The sequence below is a fragment of the Guyparkeria sp. WRN-7 genome, from assembly GCF_001641825.1.
GTDB lineage: Bacteria > Pseudomonadota > Gammaproteobacteria > Halothiobacillales > Halothiobacillaceae > Guyparkeria.
The window spans coordinates 469,158-486,435 of the sequence record NZ_LRFH01000014.1; the positions used below are offsets into that span (position 1 = coordinate 469,158).

The following is a 17,278-nucleotide window of genomic DNA, read 5'->3' on the forward strand; positions in this document are numbered from 1 at the left end:
TCTGTACAGGTTTTGCACAGAAATGTAGTCCACCCTGAGCGTGATCGCCATCCGGCTTGAGCGTGACCGTTAGCGGGGTGTTTGCCTGATCCGGAGGAGTGCCCCTCATGCCCCGTCAGTGCGCCAACCGCCCCTCGATGCGGCCGCAGAAGACCTGCCTTGGCTGCGGCCGGCCGTTCAGCTGGCGACGCAAGTGGGCGCGTGACTGGGAGCGGGTGCGCTACTGCTCCGAGCGTTGTCGTCGATCGAGGAAGCGCCATGGCCGAGACTGAGAGTCAACCTGTGCGTCAGTTGCTGGTCGTGCTGGGCGATCAGCTGAATGCCGACTCGGCCCTGTTTGACGGGGCGGATGTCGCGCGCGATGTCGTCTGGATGGCCGAGGTGGCCGAGGTGGCCGGGGAGGCGACCCATGTCTGGTCGCAGCAGTCGCGTATCGCGTTGTTTTTCGCCGCGATGCGTCACTTCGCCGCCTCCAGGCGCGCTGATGGCTGGCGGGTCGATTACCGCGAGCTTCCGGCCGATGCCGATCTGGACGACACGGAGTCACTGGAGCAGGCGTTGAGGCGGGCGATCGAGCGCTTGCGGCCCGAACGGGTGGTCTGGGTCCAGCCGGGCGAACATCGGCTACGCCAGTCGCTTCCCGGTGTGGCCGAAGCCCTCGGGGTCGAGTGGGAGGAGCGGCCCGATCGGCACTTTCTGGTCGAGGCCGACTGGTTTGCCAGCTGGGCCGCGCGGCGCAAGACGCTGCGCATGGAACATTTCTACCGCGAGCAGCGACGCCGTCTCGACGTGCTGATGGAAGACGGCGAGCCCGTCGGCGGCCAGTTCAACTTCGATGCCGACAATCGTCGCCATTTCGATGCCCGTGGCCCGGGGATGATCGATCCGCCGCGCCGTTTCCGGCCCGACCGGATCACGCGCTCGGCGCTCGAGCGGGTCGCCGAGCGGTTCGCATCGCACCCGGGGTCCGGTCACGATGCGCTGTCGCGTTTCGATTGGCCGGTGACGCCCGCCGAGGCCGAGCAGGCGCTGGCCGATTTCATCGACCATCGTGCCGCCGGCTTCGGCGCCTATCAGGATGCCATGTGGACCGACGAGGCCTGGCTGTATCACTCGCGCCTGTCGGCGGCGATGAACCTCAAGCTGATGTCGCCGCATCATGTCATCCGGGCAGTGGAGGCGGCGTATCACGACGGGCGCATGCCGCTGGCGGCGGCCGAGGGGTTTGTCCGCCAGGTGCTGGGCTGGCGGGAGTTCGTCCGTTGCCTGTACTGGTGGGCGATGCCCGAACTCGCCGAGCGCAATGCCCTGGACGCCGAGGGGCGATTGCCCTCGTTCTACTGGAACGGTCGGATGGATGACGGCCCGACGGTGCCGATGCATTGCCTCGACCAGGCAATCGGTCAGACGCTGTCACTGGGTTACGCCCATCATATTCAGCGACTGATGGTTACCGGGTTGTTCGCCCAGTTGCTGGGGGTTCACCCGCGGGCGGTCCACGAGTGGTATCTGGCGGTGTATGTGGATGCCGTGGAGTGGGTGGAGCTGCCCAACGTCATCGGGATGTCGCAGCATGCCGATGGCGGGTTGATGGCGAGCAAGCCCTATGTGGCCTCGGGGCGCTATATCCAGCGTATGAGCAACTACTGCCGGCATTGCTGTTTCGACCCGGCGGAGGCTGTGGGTGAGCGGGCCTGTCCGTTCACCACGCTCTACTGGAACTTCCTCGATCGTCACCGGGCGCGCTTCGCGCGTCATCCGCGCACCGCGCTGCAGTGGAAGCACCTCGAACGTATCGACCCCGAGCGACTCGCCGCGATCCGGCAGGCGGCGGATGACTGGCGCCGGTCGCTGGGCGTGACGGGTGCTGGTGATGCCTGACTCACGTTTTTCGCGACGTTTTGTGTTCTTCGGCCTCCAATTGCCGTGTTTTTCCGTAAGTTAGCGCCACTTCGTGGTGGTATGTGTGCCCGGATTCTGGGATGATTCCCCTTGCTTTAACGGCCCGCAGGGAAGCGGGTCAAGCCTCCCGCTCGCAACCCGACGGGCCACCCCGACAGGAGCCATCGGCCGATGCCCGAAGTCAATACCATCCGCCTGATACGCCGCAAAGCGGTGTTGCTGGCCGTGCTGGGCATTTTTATCAGCGGTGTGCTCGTTGCCGCAGTGACCGCGATACCCATTTACCAGTCCGCGCGTCAAGGGCTCGAGCGCAGCACCCTGATGGGCATCCAGGCGCAGGGCGCCGCGCTCAACAATCTGGTGCAGCGTTACGAGGGGGTTGCCCGTCAGGTCACCAGCCGGACCGAGATCCGCCGGCGTCTGGAGCAGTACGTCAACGGTCAGCTGTCGATGGGCCGGCTGGCGGCGTATACGAACCCGCGTCTGGCCGAGGCGCTGGAAAGCGAACCGGCGTTGCTCGGCATCAAGCGGCTGGGGCCGATGGGCGAGGTGATCGTCGACCAGGGCGTGGGGGGCGAGATGCCGGACCTTTCCCGGCTGGCCGATCTGCGTGACACCGAGAGTCGACTGGTCCGGCTCGAGGGAAGCGTCATCTGGCGCACCATCGTGCCCATATTCGACGACCTCGGTCTGCGGCTGGGGACAGACGTGATGTTCTTCGAGGTCGACAATCTGGTCCAGCTGCTGCAGCGGAGCCGCACCTTGGAGCCGTCGGCTCGCGGCTTTCTGATCGAGCGCGAGGGCAGGCGCCTGGTCGGTATCGACGCGGAGCGTGGCGAGCTGGTGATCTCGTCGGCCAGCGAGGTGCTCACCGGCGACGTCTCGCGGATCGATCCGACCGAATCGGGCGTGGTCTGGCCCGATCTGGATCGCGAGAGTGGCGTGCTGTTCTACACCCCGGTGGGGGGTGGGCGGTGCCTGCTTTTGGTCGAGGTCGGATTCTGGAAGTTCTATGAGCCGGTGATCGCACGTCTGCTCTGGCCGCTGGGGCTGGTGTTCCTGCTGCTGCCCATTGTTGCCTGGCTGGCCGCGAGGGCGCTGCGCCCCGTGCTCCAGCGGCTGACCGAGCAGTCCGAGGAGCTGGAGCATTCCGCCGGCGAGCTTCGCCTGGCCGCCAGCGTGTTCGATGGCACCGGCGAGGCTGTCATGATCACGTCGCCCAACCATCGTGTACTGCGCGTCAATCCCGCCTTCACCCGCATCACAGGGTTTGCGTCGGACGAGGCGATCGGGCGACCGATGACCGACCTGTTTCAGCTGGGCGAATCGGATGCCGAACTGCTGGATGCCATCTGCCGCCGTCTCGGTGAAGAGCCCAGCTGGGAGGGCGAGATGGATTATCGCAATCGCCGTGGCGAGCGCATGACGGCGCTGCAGACCATCAGCCAGGTGACCGACGATCAGGGGCGTGTCAGTCACTACATCCACATCTTCAACGACATCACCGCGGCCAAGGCCGCCCAACAAGCGATCCGGCACCAGGCGCATCACGATCCGCTCACCGATCTGCCCAACCGCGCGTCATTGCGGTTCCGCATCGAGCAGGCGATCGAGCACGTGCACGGGGATCAGAGCCGTCTGGCGGTGCTGTTCCTCGATCTCGACTACTTCAAGGACGTCAACGACCGGCTGGGTCATGCCATGGGCGACCGGTTGTTGCGTGAGGTGGCGGAGCGCCTGCAGCGGGTGCTGCGGCACGAAGATACGGTCGGTCGACTGGGTGGTGACGAGTTCCTGATCCTGCTGGAGGGGTTGCCCGCGTCCCGCTTCGCCGGCGAAGTGGCGCACAAGGTGATCGAGGTGCTGACCCAGCCGTTCGAGATCGAGGGCGAGTCGATCCAGATCGGCGTCTCGATCGGCATTGCCGTCTTCCCCGAGCAGGCGCGGGACGCGGACGGCCTGATCGGTCATGCCGACGCGGCCATGTACGAGGCCAAGGCGGCCGGTCGTGACACGTTCCGCTACTTTGACCACCGTGCGGCGGAGGGCGTGGACGGCTGATGCCCGGGCTGCGGGCGGTGGTCGCGCAAAAGAAAAGCCCCCGCGGCGTATGCCGGCGGGGGCTTTTTCGTGCCAGTGGCGAACGGTGTGACTTAGCCGTTGCGCTCCTGGATCAGGCGGTGGATACGCGGGGTGAGGATCAGGTCCATCGCGTAGCTCATCTTGCCGCCCGGCACCACGATGGTGTTGTAGCGGGACATGAACGAGTTCGGGATCATCTGCAGCAGGTACGGGAAGTCGACGCCGAACTCTTCCGGATCGCGGAAGCGGATCACGACCACGCTCTCGTCCGGGGTCGGGATGTCGCGGGCGATGAAGGGGTTGGAGGTGTCGACGGTCGGTACGCGCTGGAAGTTGACGTCGGTCTCCGAGAACTGCGGGGTGATGTAGTTCACGTAGTCCGGCATGCGGCGCAGGATGGTGTCGACGATCTTCTCGGCGGAGTAGCCGCGCTCGGCGTTGTCGCGGAAGATCTTCTGGATCCACTCCAGGTTGACGATCGGCACGACGCCGACGCCCAGGTCGACGTGCTCGGCGACGTTGACGTCATCGGTCTTCACCAGACCGTGCAAACCTTCGTAGAACAGCAGGTCGGAGTCGGCCGGGATGTCTTCCCAGGGGGTGAACTCGCCCGGGCCGAGGTTGGTGTTCAGGCGCGCGTTGTGCTCGGCGGCTTCCTCGTCGCTGTGCAGGTAGTAGCGCTTCTTGCCGGTGCCCGACTCGCCGTAGCTCTTGAACAGCTCGCCCAGCTTGTCGAAGTGGTTGGCATCCGGACCGAAGTGCGAGAAGAAGTTGTTGCCCTTCTCGGCCTCGGCGGCCATGCGCTCGCGCATGTCCTTGCGGTTCAGTGCGTGGAAGCTGTCGCCTTCGATCACGACCGGCGAGATGTTCTCGCGACGGAAGATGTGGTTGAACGCCTTCTTGACGGTCGAGGTGCCGGCGCCGGACGAGCCGGTAACCGCGACTACGGGATGCTTCTTGGACATGGTCCCTCCTGTTGGAAAGCAGTGAAAAACGAAACGTGGAAAGCGGTGGTATTCGGTCGGTCAGCCGGGGAGGAGCGCGGCCAGCTGCATGGTGCTCGACTCACCCGGCAAAACGAAAGCCCACGATAATAGGGGTTTACGCAACGGGGAACAAGTTGCTGCCTATCGAATAGGGCCATGCCCGGGCGGTGGCGGAGCTCCGTCAGCGGCGCCGATAGAGCAGGTCAAAGACCTGGTGGCCTCGTTCCTCGCCGCGCCGCTCGAACTTGGTGCGCGGCCGCCAGTCGGGGCGGGCGTTCTCGCCGGTGCCCTGGTGTTCGGCGACGAACGCCGGGTGGGCGTCGAGCACGTCACGCATGTGCTCGGCGTACTCGGCCCAGTCGGTCGCCAGGTGCCAGAGCCCGCCGGATTTCATGCGGCTGGCGACGAGATCCGCGAACGGTGTCTGCACGATGCGGCGCTTGTGGTGGCGCTTCTTGTGCCAGGGGTCCGGGAAGTACAGCAGCAGCCGGTCGAGGCTGCCCTCGCCGAGCCGCTCCTCGACGAACGGCACGGCATCGCCACAGACTGCCTTGAGGTTGGTCAGGCCGAAGTGCTCGATGCCGTTCAGCAGATGGCCGACGCCCGGGCGGTGGACCTCGATGCCGATAAAGTCGCTGTCCGGGTCCTTGGCGGCCATCTCCACCAGGCTGTCGCCGTTGCCGAAGCCGATCTCCAGCGTCAGCGGCGCCTGGCGACCGAACAGTTCGACCGGGTCGAGCCTCTCGCCCTCGGCCTCGATCAGGTATTTCGGCGCCAGTTCGTTCAGGGCGCGCTGCTGACCCGGGGTGAGCCGGCCCTCGCGGCGGATGAACGACCGGATGCGGCGACGGATGCCGTCGCTTTTTTGGCTGGTCTCGCTCATGGGATTCAGAAGAACAGGCCGTCGATGGGCGAGGAGGCGCTGGCAAAGCGCTTGCGCGGCATGCGGCCGGCGAGGAAGGACTCGCGGCCGGCCTCGATCGCCTTCTTCATGGCCGAAGCCATCAGCACCGGTTTCTTGGCATGCGCGATCGCGCTGTTCATCAGGACACCGTCGCAACCGAGCTCCATGGCCACGGCCGCATCCGAGGCAGTGCCGACGCCGGCGTCGACGATGATCGGCACCTCGGCGTTCTCGATGATCGTCATCAGGTTGTACTTGTTCTGGATGCCCAGCCCCGAGCCGATCGGGGCGGCCAGCGGCATCACCGCCACGCAGCCGATCTCCTCGAGCCGCTTGGCGACGATCGGGTCGTCGGAGGTGTAGACCATCACCTCGAAGCCGTCCTCGACCAGCGTTTCGGCCGCGAGCAGGGTGTTGGTGATGTCCGGGTAGAGCGTCTTCTCGTCACCGAGCACCTCGAGCTTGACCAGGTTGTGGCCGTCCAGGAGCTCGCGCGCCAGCCGGCAGGTGCGGATCGCCTCGGTGGCGGTGTAGCAGCCGGCCGTATTCGGCAGGATGGTGAAACGCTCCGGCGGGAGCACGTCGAGCAGGTTGGGCTCGTCGGGGTTCTGGCCGATGTTGCTGCGGCGGATGGCAACGGTAACGACTTCGGCACCCGCAGCCTCGGTTGCCTCGCGGGTCTCCTGCATGTCCTTGTACTTGCCGGTGCCGGTCAGCAGGCGCGAGGAAAAGCTTCGGCTGCCGACGACCAGCTTGTCGTCGGCCAGCGGGTTGGTCTCGGGGCGATTGTCAGTCATGAGCGTGATTTCGTTCGGATTGGTGTTCGGTGGGCGGTTCAGTGCCGGGCGCCGGCCTGCTGGCTGCCGCCTTCGATGGTGTCGTGCGGGTCGAGGCTCAGTGGCAGGCCGTCGACCTTTAGCGAGTCGTGCAGGTGCTTTAGCTTGATCACGCTCAGCACCAGGCTGCCCGAGTCGTCCGGCAGCGGTGCGCTGCGCACCACTTCGCCCGCGGTCTGGTCGTTGTCGTTGACCACCGGGGTACCCTGCGCCGGCGGGGCGAGGCCCAGCACATGCCCGGCGAACAGGCGGCGGTTGGGCTTGCCCAGATAGTGCATACGGGCAATCACTTCCTGACCCGGGTAGCAGCCCTTCTTGAGGCTGAATGCCTCGAGTTCGTCGAGGTTGATCCACTGCGGCACGTAATGCTCGACGGTCTCGCTGCTCACCTCGGGGATCCGGTCCTCGATCGCGGCTCGCTCCCAGGCGCCCGAGCCGACGATTGTCGTGCCTCGGGCCTCCGCCACCAGCGGCATGAGGTGTGTCACCGGTGCGTGGATGGCGATGCGCGGGCCGTCGCCGTTGTCCTCGCGCAGGTAGAGCCGCCCGTGGCTGTCCACGGCGGCGGGCAGGCGCCCGGGCGACGCCGTGGCCGCGGTCAGTTGCTCGATCGACTCGCAGGCCGCCGGGTCGGAGAACGGACACCCGGCCGGGCTGTCGCCGCGCGGCCAGGTCACGCCGATGGCGGACTGCGCCTCTGCCAGCTCGAGGCTCACGTCACGCCGCAGGACGTACATCTGCAGTCGCTTGATCAGGTTGGCGGCCAGGTCGGCACGCGTGACCAGGAGGAAGCGGTCGCCGTCGGCCACCACGCGCAGTAGTCCCAATGCGCGGCCTTTGGCGCTGCACAAGGCCGCGAAGCGCCCCGTGCCTGCCTCGATTGCCTCGATGTCCTGGGTGAGGATGGCGTGCAGGAATGCGCGGGCCTCGCTGCCGCTGACCGCGATCACGCGCCGTTCGGGCAGCTCGGTCATTTGGACGTCTTCCGGTGACGGCGTGCCGGCCGGTTGCATGAGCTCTTGCCAGGCGGTGTGATTCGCTTCAGGCATCGACTACCCCATCGGTGGTCTCGATTGAACGGGTGCCAAGGATAGCATCCCCTCCGGCCTCGGGTTGTGCTAGAAAGGCGTTCATGGAACGCACCTCACAGGGATTTCGTGAGCGCCTGCGTGCCGATCGGCAGCTGCTGTCGGCATGGATGGGTCTGCTGCTGGCCGCCTGGATCGCCGCAAGCTGGGTGATCTGGAGCGGCCCGTGGCCGATCGGCGCCCCGCAGCCGTGGCTGGAGACGATCTGGCGCCTGGTGGCCTGGGTGGGCGTCTCGGTCTGGGTGGTGCGCGGCCTGCGGCATCGTCCGCCCGGCTTTGCCCTGGAGGGGCGCCTGGTGTGGTCGGCGGGGCGTGGCGAAGTGGTTGCGACGACCGGCGAGATTGTGCGCGGGCCGACCCGACTGCAATGGCAGAGTCCGCTGCTCGTGGGCGTGACCATCGACGATCCGGCGGCCGGTCCGCTGACCCTGTGGCTGACGCCATGGCGGCTTGGCGAGCGCGGCTGGTGGCGGCTGCAGCGATTCCTGACCCTTGCACGGCACTGACCGACCTGCCCGTCGGCCCCCGGATTCCCGCGTCAGTCGGTCCCGCGTAGGCGGCGGTCGAGGGCTTGCACCTGGCGGCGCAGGTCCTCGGGGGTGCCGCTGTTCTCCAGTTCGTGATCGCTGATGCCGCGACGGGCCTCGTCGCCCACCTGCGCGGCCATCAGGGCCTCGACCTGTTGATCGTCAAGGCCGGGGCGGGCGCGCAGTCTCTCGCGGCGTGCGGGCAGTGGTGCGGTCAGGGTGACCACCGCGTCGAGCCAGTCCCGGTAGGCCGGCCACACCGCTTCCTCGGCGAGCAGCGGTACCACCACCAGCACGTACGGGGCGTCATGGGCAGCCTCGAGTGCCTGTCGTCGCGTCTCTCGGCGGATGGCAGGGTGCAGGATCGCCTCCAGCGCGGCGCGGTCGTCGGGGTCGGCGAGCATGCGCTGGCGCAGGGCGGCACGGTCCAGCTGGCCGTCCGCCTGGATGACCTTCTCGCCAAACCGATGCCGGATTGCCTCCAGGCACTCGCCCCCGGGGGCGACCAGTTCGCGGCTGATGGTGTCGGTGTCGATGACCGGAATGCCCAGCTCGGCGAAGAACTCGGTGGCCAGGCTCTTGCCGCTTGCGATGCCTCCCGTCAGGCCGATCAGGCGTCCCGTTCGTCGGGTCGACGAGGTATCCGCTGGGAGCGATTGGTCGATCATGCCGGGATCAGGGCATGCCGCCCAGGTAGGCGCTCATGATCGGTTCGCCCAGGTAGAGGGCGATCAGTCCGGCGATGACGAGATACGGCCCGTAGGGGATCGGGATGCGCCGGTCGTGCCGGAGCGCCGTTATCATCGCGATGCCGATCACGCTGCCGGCAAGCGCCGAGAATAGGATCACCAGCGGCAGCATCTGCCAGCCCAGCCAGGCGCCGAGCGCGGCCAGGAGCTTGAAGTCGCCGAATCCCATGCCCTCCTTGCCGGTCAGCAGCCGGAAGAGCCAGTAGACCGACCACAGCGCCAGGTAGCCGAAGACCGCGCCGAGCACGGCATCCTCGAGCGTGACGTGATGCTCGGGTAGGACGATGGGCAGCAGCAGTCCCAGCCACAGCAGCGGCAGGGTGAAGACGTCGGGCAGCAGCTGGGTCTTGAGGTCGATCACCGCGGCGGCCAGCAGCGTCCAGCTAAAGACGATCACGGCCAGCCCCCAGGCGGTCGGGCCGAATTGCCAGGCGGCCAGGCCGGCGAGCACGGCGCCGGCGAGTTCCACGGCCGGGTACTGCCAGGAGATGCGTGTCCGGCACTGGCCGCAGCGCCCGCGCAGCCACAGCCAGCTGAGGACCGGGATGTTCTGCCAGGCGCGGATCGGGGTGCCGCATGACGGGCAGCGCGAGCGCGGATGGATGAGGTTAAATGGCTCGTCCTCGCCCGCCTGTGTTTCGCCCTCGTCCCCGGCCAATAGGGCGCGGCATTCGCGCTTCCATTCGCGTTCCATCATCACCGGCAGGCGGTTGATCACGACGTTGAGGAAGCTGCCGACCAGCAGGCCGAACAGGGAGGCGATCGCGACCCAGAGCATCGGATGTGTGGTGAGGAAGGCGGAAAGTTCGGACATGATTCAGGTGCCTGACATGGAAACGGCCCGTGCATCGCGGGCCGTGAGGGATCCGTCGAGTGGCGCGGTGATCAGACCACGGCGCCCAGCTTGAAGATCGGCAGGTACATGGCGATGACGAGACCGCCGACCACGATGCCGAGGAAGGCCATGATCATCGGCTCGAGCAGGCTCGACATGGCATCGACCATGTTGTCGACCTCCTCCTCGTACATGTCGGCCACCTTGGCGAGCATGGTATCCAGTGCACCAGTCTCCTCGCCGATGGCGACCATCTGCACCACCATCACCGGGAACAGGTTCGACTGCTGCATGCCGATACGCAGCGGCGAACCGGCGGCGACCAGGTCGCGCATGTTCATCACCGCATCACGGAACACCGCGTTGCCGGTGGCCCCGGCGGTCGGCGGCAGGGCCTCGACCAGCGGCACGCCGGCGGAGAACATGGTCGACAGCGTGCGGGCGAAGCGAGCGATGGCCGACTTCTCCATTAGCGGGCCGAAGATCGGCAGCTTGAGGATCATCCGGTCGAGGAAGTGATTGAAGCGGTCGGATCGTCGCTTGACGAACACGAACAGGAAAATCGCCGCCGCGATACCGCCGAAGATCCAGTACCAGTAGGCGCGGAACAGGTCCGACAGGTTGATCACGAACTGGGTGAATGCCGGCAGGTCGGCGCCGAAGCCTTGGAACAGCGACTCGAACTGCGGGATGACGAAGATCAGCAGGATCGCGGTGACGATGAAGGCGACCACCAGGACGGCGGTGGGGTAGAACAGCGCCTTCTTGATCTTGCCCTTGAGGCTTTCGGTCTTTTCCTTGTAGGTCGCGATCCGGTCGAGGACCACCTCGAGCGCACCGGATTGCTCGCCGGCGCGGACGAGGTTCACGAACAGCTCGTCGAAGTGCTTGCGGTGCCGGTCGAGCGCGTCGGCCAGATTGGTGCCGCTCTCGACGTCGTTCTTGACCTCGTTGATGAGGTCCTTCATCGACTTCTTCTCGGCGCTCTGGGCGATGATGTCGAGTGCCTGCACGATCGGCAGGCCGGCGTTCATCATGGTCGACAGCTGCCGGGCGAAGGTCGCGATGTCCTTCGGTTCGACCGGCTTGGAGCTGGAGAACAGCGGCTTGGCCTTGCGCTTGACCCGGATCAGGGTCATGCCCAGTCGACGGATTTCGGCGCGTACGGCGGTGTCGTTGAAGGCCGCCATTTCGCCCTTGATCACCCGGCCTTCCCTGGTACGTGCCTCGTAGCTGAAGACGGGTTTCTCGGTGCTCTTGTTCTTGCTTGCCGCAATGGCCATCTTGTCTCTCCCTTGAGCCCGGCCGGGTTCAGTCCTTGGTGACGCGGTTGATTTCCTCGAGGCTGGTCACGCCGGCGAGGACCTTCTTCAGGCCCGAGCGCCGCAGATCGTCGATGCCTTCCTCGCGCGCCTGGTCGGCGATATCCATGGCGTTTCCGCCCTGCATGATGATGCGCCCCATCGCCTCGGAAACCCCCATGACCTGATAGATACCAACCCGGCCTTTGTAGCCGTTGGTGCACTGGTCGCAGCCGACCGCCTTGAAGATCTTCGGCGAGCCGGCTAGGTCCTCGTCGGTGAAGCCCTCGCGCCGCAGTTCCTCGTCGGGAATATTCTCCGGCGTCCGGCAATTATTGCACAGGCGGCGCGCCAGGCGTTGCGCGATGATCAGGCTCACCGATGAGGCGATGTTGTAGGCGGGTACGCCCATGTTGACCATCCGCGTGAGCGTCTGCGGCGCGTCGTTGGTGTGCAGAGTCGACAACACCAGGTGGCCCGTCTGTGCCGCCTTGATGGCGATCTCGGCGGTCTCGAGATCCCGGATCTCGCCCACCATGATCACGTCCGGATCCTGACGCAGGAAGGCGCGCAGCGCGTTGGCGAAGGTCAGGCCCACCTTGGGGCTGACGTTGACCTGGTTGATGCCCGGGACGACGATTTCCGCTGGGTCCTCGGCGGTCGAGATGTTGCGGTCACCGGAGTTGAGGATGTTCAGGCCGGTATACAGCGAGACTGTCTTACCCGAACCGGTCGGGCCGGTGACCAGGATCATGCCGTAGGGCTTTTCCAGGGCATCCATGTAGAGCTGTTTCTGCTCTGGCTCGTAACCGAGCTGGTCGATGCCGAGCTGGGCGCTCGACGGATCGAGAATACGCAGTACCACCTTCTCGCCGAACAGGGTCGGGCAGGTGTTCACACGGAAGTCGATCGAGCGCTTCTTGGAGAGCTTGAGCTTGATTCGCCCATCCTGCGGGATGCGGCGCTCGGAGATGTCCATGCGGCTCATAACCTTGACCCGCGCGATGATGCGGTCGGCGAGGTTCGCCGGCGGCTTGGCGCTTTCGGTGAGCATGCCGTCGATGCGGAACCGCACCCGGAACTGTTTTTCGTAGGGCTCGATGTGGATGTCCGAGGCGCCCTTGCGGATCGCGTCGGTGAGGAGTTTGGTGACGAACTTGACCACCACGTCGTCCTGGATGGACGAGTCCTCGACGTCGTGGGCCTCTTCCTCTTCCTTCTCGAACTGGACGTTGGCGAGGTCGTCGTCGAGCTCGCCGCCGAGCGCGTCCATGCTGTCGCTCATCGCGTCCTCAAGCAGACGCGTGATCTTGGGCGCTTCGGCGACCACCGCTTCGATCGCCATGTTGGTGGAGAAGCGGAAGCCGTCGAGCGCGCCGGTGTCGGACGGGTCGGCAACCGCGACAGTCAGACGCCGCCCGCGCTTGAACAGCGGCAGGGCGTTGTTCGCCTGCAGGACCTTTTCGGGGACGAGTTTCAGCGGCAGGTCACTGGTGTCGATCGCGTCGAGATCCACCAGCGGCAGGCCGAAGCGCTTGGCGCCGACCGCGGCGATGGTGGCGGCGGAGATGCCTTCGGCAAGCAGGGTGTTCAGCAGCGATTCGCTGCTGTTCTCGGCCTTCGACTGAATGGCGTGTGCCTGGTCGTTGCTAAGGGCTTCCGCCTTGACCAGTGCGCTCAGCAATCCATTGACGGGGGGTGCGCTCATCGATCCGCCTGTGCGTTGTCGCGTCCGTGTTCTTTCATCGCGCCCCGAACGGGGCGCCGCTCTCGCAAAGCATGCCCGCTTGCCGGGTTCCTGACAAGCCGGTCACGCGTCGCCGTGATCCGGTTTTTCGCCCGCGAGCCGGGCTTCGAGCTCGGCTACCCGCTCGCGCAGGCGGTCGTTTTCCTCACGCATGCGGACCAGTTCGGTAACGTCGCGCTGGATGCCGATGAAGTAGGTGAGGTGGTCGTCGTCATTGAAGACGGGGGTGATCGACAGCTCGTTCCAGAAGAGGCTGCCGTCCTTGCGGTAGTTGCGCAGCACCACCCGGGTGGAGTCACCGCCGCGGATCGCCTCGCGCACCTCGGCGAGCGGGGCCTGGTCGCGATCGCCGGCCTGCAGGAAGCGGCAGTCCTGGTAGAGGATTTCCTCTTCCGGGTAGCCGGTCAGTTCCTCGAAGGCCCGGTTGGCGTAGATCAGGATGTTGTCCGAGCCTTCCTGCTCGGCAATCACGATCCCGTCCGTGGAGGCGTTCACCGCCTTCTTGAGCAGATTCGCATCCAGCATCGAGGTCTGGATCTCCTGTGGGGCTGGGTGGGTCGGATCATTGTGACACAGACGGGAGTGTCGCTACAGGACGGCGGGTCGTCAGTGGCGCGTGGGCTGCTGCGTGGTGTCGGCGCGGCCCAGAGCGCTGGCGACCTGTTCTCGGCACAGCTGGATATCGTCCTCGACCACCTGGCGCCAGCGCTGCATGAAGTTGGCCACCTCGCCATCGCTGCGGGGTTCCAGCAGAGGCAGGTCGCACCAGAATACGTGAGCGCCTGCCCGTCGGGCCGTGGGGCGCGGGCTGTCGCCGGTGCCCAGTCGGACCCAGGCCCGGGCGTCCCAGCGGCGCACCATCTGTTCGCGCTGGGATTCGCTCAGCCCGGTGGGCAGCAGCCGCACGTGGAGGCGGTCGTCGTGGAGCGCGGCAAACAGCCGCAGGGCGCCGGCGGAGAAGGCTCGGCCAGGGACGAGGTTGTCGACCACGACGACCGGCGAGGTGCTCTGCCCCGGGGCGTCGGCCACCCAGTCGGCGCGACCTTTCACGTACTCCGACAGCCAGACCAGCCCCAGGTCGCGATCCGGCCAGGCGGTGCGGGCCTCGAGTTGCGCCAGTGCCTCGATCAGCACGTCACGCAAGTAGTCTTCGGGCGTCAGCCACATCAGCGCGGTGGCTTCGGCGGCCCGCAGTTCGGCCGGGTCGAGATCCATCGCCGCACGGATCACCCGGTCGAGAAGCGAGCGGGGAGGGGCGGTCGTCGATGCCGGTTCCGGGGGCGGCTCCCGCCGGGCCTCGGGGGCGGGTTTCTGGCTTTCCTGGTCGAGCACCAGTGCGATCTGGGCGAAGCCCATGCCGCTTTCGGCCAGCTCCTGGATGCGCTGGATGGTGCGAATGTCCTGCTGGCTGTACAGGCGGTGGCCAGCGGGCGTGCGCGTGGGGCGAATCAGATCGTAGCGACGCTCCCAGGCGCGCAGCGTAATCGGATTGACACCGGTGATCTGCGAGACCGAACGAATGGGCAGCAGAGCCTGACTTTCGCTATCGCTGTGTTTGGATTCGATCGTTGACAAGGCGCCACCTGCAGCAGGTCGAGTGGTGTACAAGTTGTGCATCGATATTGTAGCAGTCCTGGGCTACGCTCGCGTGACGGCCGTGCCGGCAATCATTACGGGAGAGACGCCATGGCGATTGGAAAACGGGGCCCCGCGCGCACCTACTGGCTCGTCGGGGCGAGTAGCGGCATCGGTGCCGCACTGGTCGACCAGCTGGTGGCCCGTGGCCATCGGGTGGCGATCTCGGCGCGGGATCAGGCGCGGCTCGAGGAGCGGTCAGCCCGGGATCCGGAGCGTGTGCTGGCGCTGACCGTCGATGTCACCCGTCTCGACGCCCTGATCGAGGCGCGTGACCGGTTGATCGAGCACTGGGGCGTGCCGGACTCGATCATCCTCAATGCCGGCGATTACGAACCCATGGGGCTGGCCGACTTCGACCCGGCACTGTTCGAGCGGCTCATGCGGGTCAATTTTCTTGGTGCGGTCAACGGCATCGAAGCCATGCGCGAGGCGTTCGTCGGGCGCGGCAAGGGCGAGATCGTTCTGACGGCGAGCGTGGCCGGTTACCGCGGCTTGCCCTATGCCGCGCCGTATGGGGCGAGCAAGGCGGCGATGATCAACCTGGCCGAGTCGTTGCGCCCGGAGTTCCAGCGCGCCGGGGTGGCCATCCGGGTGATCAATCCGGGGTTCGTCCGCACGCGGCTGACTGACAAGAACGACTTCGCCATGCCGGGGCGCATCGAGCCGGTTCAAGCCGCAGAGCAGATCGCCCGCGGTCTCGAACGCGACGGGTTCGAGATCCTCGCTCCGCGTGGCTTCGGCTGGGTGATGAAGGGGCTGCGGCTGCTGCCCTACCGGCTCTATTTCGCCCTGACCCGGCGGATGCTCAAGGAGCCCGGCCAATGACCCTGCCCGGTCGCAGCCTCAATCTTCAGGCGGCGGTGGAGCGCTACGTGGCGGTGATGGAGACGTTGCGGGTCGACAATCTGGCCGCGCTCGATGCCGTGCTGACGCCCGAGGCGCGCTTCGTCGACCCGTTCAACGACGTGCATGGCATCGAGGCGATCCGCGGGGTCTTCGCCCACGGGTTCGAGCACTGCCCCGGCATGCGATTTCAGGTGTTCGCCCGCGCGGTGGACGGTCAGCACGCCCTGCTGCGCTGGCGGATGACCTGCGACGACTCGTCCACCGATCTGGTGATCGAGGGCATGTCGGAACTGACGCTGGCACCGGACGGGCGGGTTGCTGCCCACGTCGACTACTGGGACCCGGCCGCCCAGCTCTACGAGCGCGTGCCGGTTCTCGGCTGGCTGCTGCGGCGCATCAGACGTCGTCTGGCCGCGCCGGTGGCGCGCGACGGTCGCTGACCCGCTCCGCGTCCGGCTCGTCGATCGCCCCCGGCGGGCCCTCGTAGTCTTCCCAGGCCGGATCGGGCTCGTAGATCGGCGGTTCGGCATCGCTAACGTGTTCGGAACGGGGCGCGTGGCCGCCGTCCTCCCCTTCGCCGGAACGGGGGTCGAGCTCCGCGCCGGCGGCGGAGGTGCGGTGGGTGAAGACGTAGTCGCCCCGTTCATCGTCCGGTACCGGCTCGTCGATCAGGATGCGCCAGAAGATCAGGCCAATCATGGCGACCAGCGCGGCGAGAACGAACAGCGGGAAACCGGCGGCGCCAAACCAGCCCATCGCCGCGCCGGAGACCATCGGTCCGACCACCGAGCCGGCGCCGTTGACCATCAGCAGCCCACGTGTGCCCTCGAGCACCTGGTCGCTCGACAGCCGGTCGTTGGTCTGCGCGACACTGATCGCGTACAGCGAGAACGAGAAGCCGCCGAAGACCAGCGCCAGCGCGAACAGGCTCCAGCCGGGGAACCAGTCCTGCAGGGCCAGCAGGATCGAGAAGGCGGCGCCGATTGCCGAGATCACGATCAGCACGTAGCGCCGGTCCCGGCCGTCGGACAGCCTGCCGATGGGCCATTGCAGCAGCCCGCCGCCGACGATGATCGCGGCGACGAAGGTGGCCACCTGCGTATCCGGTAGCCCGACGCGGCTGGCGTAGACGGCGGCCATGCCGTAGATCGTCCCGGTGATCGTTCCCGATACCGCTGCGCCGATCACGCCGGTGGGGGCGAGGCGGAACAGTTCCAGCAGCGGCAGCCGCGCCGTCTCCATCGGTGGCGGCTGGCTCACGCGGGTGAGCGCCACTGGCACCAGGCCCAGCGAGAACAGCAGTCCGACGATCGCGAAGGTCGACACGTCCATCGGACCGTACAGCCCGATCAGGAACTGCCCCGCGCCATAGGCGAACAGGCTCACCATCATGTACACGCCGAAGACCTGGCCACGGTGGCTGGTGACCTTCTCGTTGATCCAGCTCTCGATCACCATGTACAGGCCCAGCAGGGTCACGCCGTTGACCAGTCGCAGCCCCATCCACACCCAGGGGTCGACCCACAGCCCGTGGATGATGGCGGCGGCCGAGGAGATGGCGGCCAGCGCGGCGAAGGTGCGGATGTGGCCGACACGGCGGATCATCGCGGGCACGGTGATCGTGCCCAGCACGTAGCCGACGTAGAAGGCCGACATCACCAGGCCGATGGTGCCGTCGGAGAAGCCTTCCTCCGCCGCGCGCAGGCCCAGCAGCGTGGCCAGCAGGCCGGAACCGGCCAGCAGGACGCCCATGCCGGCCAGCAGCGACTGCACCGAGAACACCATGCTGAGCATCATCGCGCTCCCGCGTGGTCGGCCGGCGTGGAGGGGCGGGCAG

17 protein-coding genes are annotated in these 17,278 nt (G+C 66.6%); 6 read left to right on the forward strand and 11 right to left on the reverse strand.

The genetic code is table 11. The features are described 5' to 3' along the window. Window positions 1–107 precede the first annotated feature (107 nt). From AWR35_RS10635 to AWR35_RS06775, 3 genes are all read left to right on the forward strand, one after another. Window positions 108–272: a DUF2256 domain-containing protein gene (locus tag AWR35_RS10635; RefSeq protein ID WP_082663959.1), complete on the forward strand. Its 165-nt coding sequence runs from the start codon at window positions 108–110 to the stop codon at window positions 270–272. Next, window positions 259–1,881 carry a cryptochrome/photolyase family protein gene (locus tag AWR35_RS06770; protein WP_058575170.1) on the forward strand — a complete coding sequence of 541 codons (1,623 nt, stop codon included), beginning with the start codon at window positions 259–261 and terminating at the stop codon, window positions 1,879–1,881. The genes AWR35_RS10635 and AWR35_RS06770 overlap by 14 nt, the downstream gene beginning before the upstream one ends. Before the next feature lie 192 nt (window positions 1,882–2,073). Then, window positions 2,074–3,963 carry a sensor domain-containing diguanylate cyclase gene (locus tag AWR35_RS06775; RefSeq protein ID WP_058575171.1) on the forward strand — a complete coding sequence of 630 codons (1,890 nt, stop codon included), beginning with the start codon at window positions 2,074–2,076 and terminating at the stop codon, window positions 3,961–3,963. 92 nt (window positions 3,964–4,055) lie between these two features. Here the strand turns inward: AWR35_RS06775 and AWR35_RS06780 are convergent, their stop codons facing one another. From AWR35_RS06780 to AWR35_RS06795, 4 genes are all read right to left on the reverse strand, one after another. Next, entirely contained in the window at window positions 4,056–4,949 is an 894-nt protein-coding gene (locus tag AWR35_RS06780) for a phosphoribulokinase (RefSeq protein ID WP_058575172.1), read from the reverse strand. A 202-nt stretch (window positions 4,950–5,151) separates the two neighbouring features. After that, window positions 5,152–5,853 (reverse strand): tRNA (guanosine(46)-N7)-methyltransferase TrmB, encoded by a 702-nt coding sequence (gene trmB, locus AWR35_RS06785; RefSeq protein ID WP_058575173.1) that lies wholly within the window; start codon window positions 5,851–5,853, stop codon window positions 5,152–5,154. Between the two features lie 5 nt (window positions 5,854–5,858). Continuing rightward, entirely contained in the window at window positions 5,859–6,671 is an 813-nt protein-coding gene (locus AWR35_RS06790) for a thiazole synthase (protein WP_058575174.1), read from the reverse strand. 38 nt (window positions 6,672–6,709) lie between these two features. Beyond that, a complete protein-coding gene (locus AWR35_RS06795; protein ID WP_058575175.1) occupies window positions 6,710–7,684 on the reverse strand; it encodes a folate-binding protein YgfZ in 975 nt (324 codons plus the stop codon). A gap of 158 nt (window positions 7,685–7,842) precedes the next feature. On the opposite strand from AWR35_RS06795, the gene AWR35_RS06800 reads away from it, so the two are divergent. Then, window positions 7,843–8,304 (forward strand): hypothetical protein, encoded by a 462-nt coding sequence (locus AWR35_RS06800; protein ID WP_058575176.1) that lies wholly within the window; start codon window positions 7,843–7,845, stop codon window positions 8,302–8,304. A 32-nt stretch (window positions 8,305–8,336) separates the two neighbouring features. Here the strand turns inward: AWR35_RS06800 and coaE are convergent, their stop codons facing one another. The 6 genes from coaE to AWR35_RS10845 all read right to left on the reverse strand — a co-directional run bounded on the left by coaE (window position 8,337) and on the right by AWR35_RS10845 (window position 14,532). Next, on the reverse strand, window positions 8,337–8,993 hold the full coding sequence (gene coaE / locus AWR35_RS06805; protein WP_058575177.1) for a dephospho-CoA kinase: 657 nt from the start codon (window positions 8,991–8,993) through the stop codon (window positions 8,337–8,339). Between the two features lie 7 nt (window positions 8,994–9,000). After that, window positions 9,001–9,888, reverse strand: a complete 888-nt coding sequence (locus tag AWR35_RS06810) for an A24 family peptidase (protein WP_058575178.1) — start codon at window positions 9,886–9,888, stop codon at window positions 9,001–9,003. Window positions 9,889–9,959: 71 nt separating this feature from the next. Continuing rightward, window positions 9,960–11,192 (reverse strand): type II secretion system F family protein, encoded by a 1,233-nt coding sequence (locus tag AWR35_RS06815; protein WP_058575179.1) that lies wholly within the window; start codon window positions 11,190–11,192, stop codon window positions 9,960–9,962. A gap of 28 nt (window positions 11,193–11,220) precedes the next feature. Beyond that, window positions 11,221–12,918, reverse strand: coding sequence for a type IV-A pilus assembly ATPase PilB (gene pilB, locus AWR35_RS06820; RefSeq protein ID WP_058575180.1), 1,698 nt, complete (start codon window positions 12,916–12,918; stop codon window positions 11,221–11,223). 102 nt (window positions 12,919–13,020) lie between these two features. Beyond that, window positions 13,021–13,482 (reverse strand): PAS domain-containing protein, encoded by a 462-nt coding sequence (locus AWR35_RS06825; RefSeq protein WP_058575181.1) that lies wholly within the window; start codon window positions 13,480–13,482, stop codon window positions 13,021–13,023. Window positions 13,483–13,563: 81 nt separating this feature from the next. Continuing rightward, window positions 13,564–14,532 carry a MerR family transcriptional regulator gene (locus tag AWR35_RS10845; RefSeq protein WP_058575182.1) on the reverse strand — a complete coding sequence of 323 codons (969 nt, stop codon included), beginning with the start codon at window positions 14,530–14,532 and terminating at the stop codon, window positions 13,564–13,566. 111 nt (window positions 14,533–14,643) lie between these two features. Here AWR35_RS10845 and AWR35_RS06835 point away from each other — a divergent pair, with 111 nt between their 5' ends. Together AWR35_RS06835 and AWR35_RS06840 are read left to right on the forward strand one after the other, a co-directional pair. Beyond that, window positions 14,644–15,420, forward strand: a complete 777-nt coding sequence (locus tag AWR35_RS06835) for an SDR family NAD(P)-dependent oxidoreductase (RefSeq protein ID WP_058575183.1) — start codon at window positions 14,644–14,646, stop codon at window positions 15,418–15,420. Beyond that, window positions 15,417–15,881 (forward strand): nuclear transport factor 2 family protein, encoded by a 465-nt coding sequence (locus AWR35_RS06840; protein ID WP_082663962.1) that lies wholly within the window; start codon window positions 15,417–15,419, stop codon window positions 15,879–15,881. Before AWR35_RS06835 ends, AWR35_RS06840 begins: the two co-directional genes overlap by 4 nt. On the opposite strand, the gene AWR35_RS06845 is transcribed toward AWR35_RS06840, so the two are convergent. Further along, a complete protein-coding gene (locus AWR35_RS06845; RefSeq protein WP_066185088.1) occupies window positions 15,838–17,238 on the reverse strand; it encodes an MFS transporter in 1,401 nt (466 codons plus the stop codon). The genes AWR35_RS06840 and AWR35_RS06845 overlap by 44 nt on opposite strands. Window positions 17,239–17,278 lie beyond the last annotated feature (40 nt).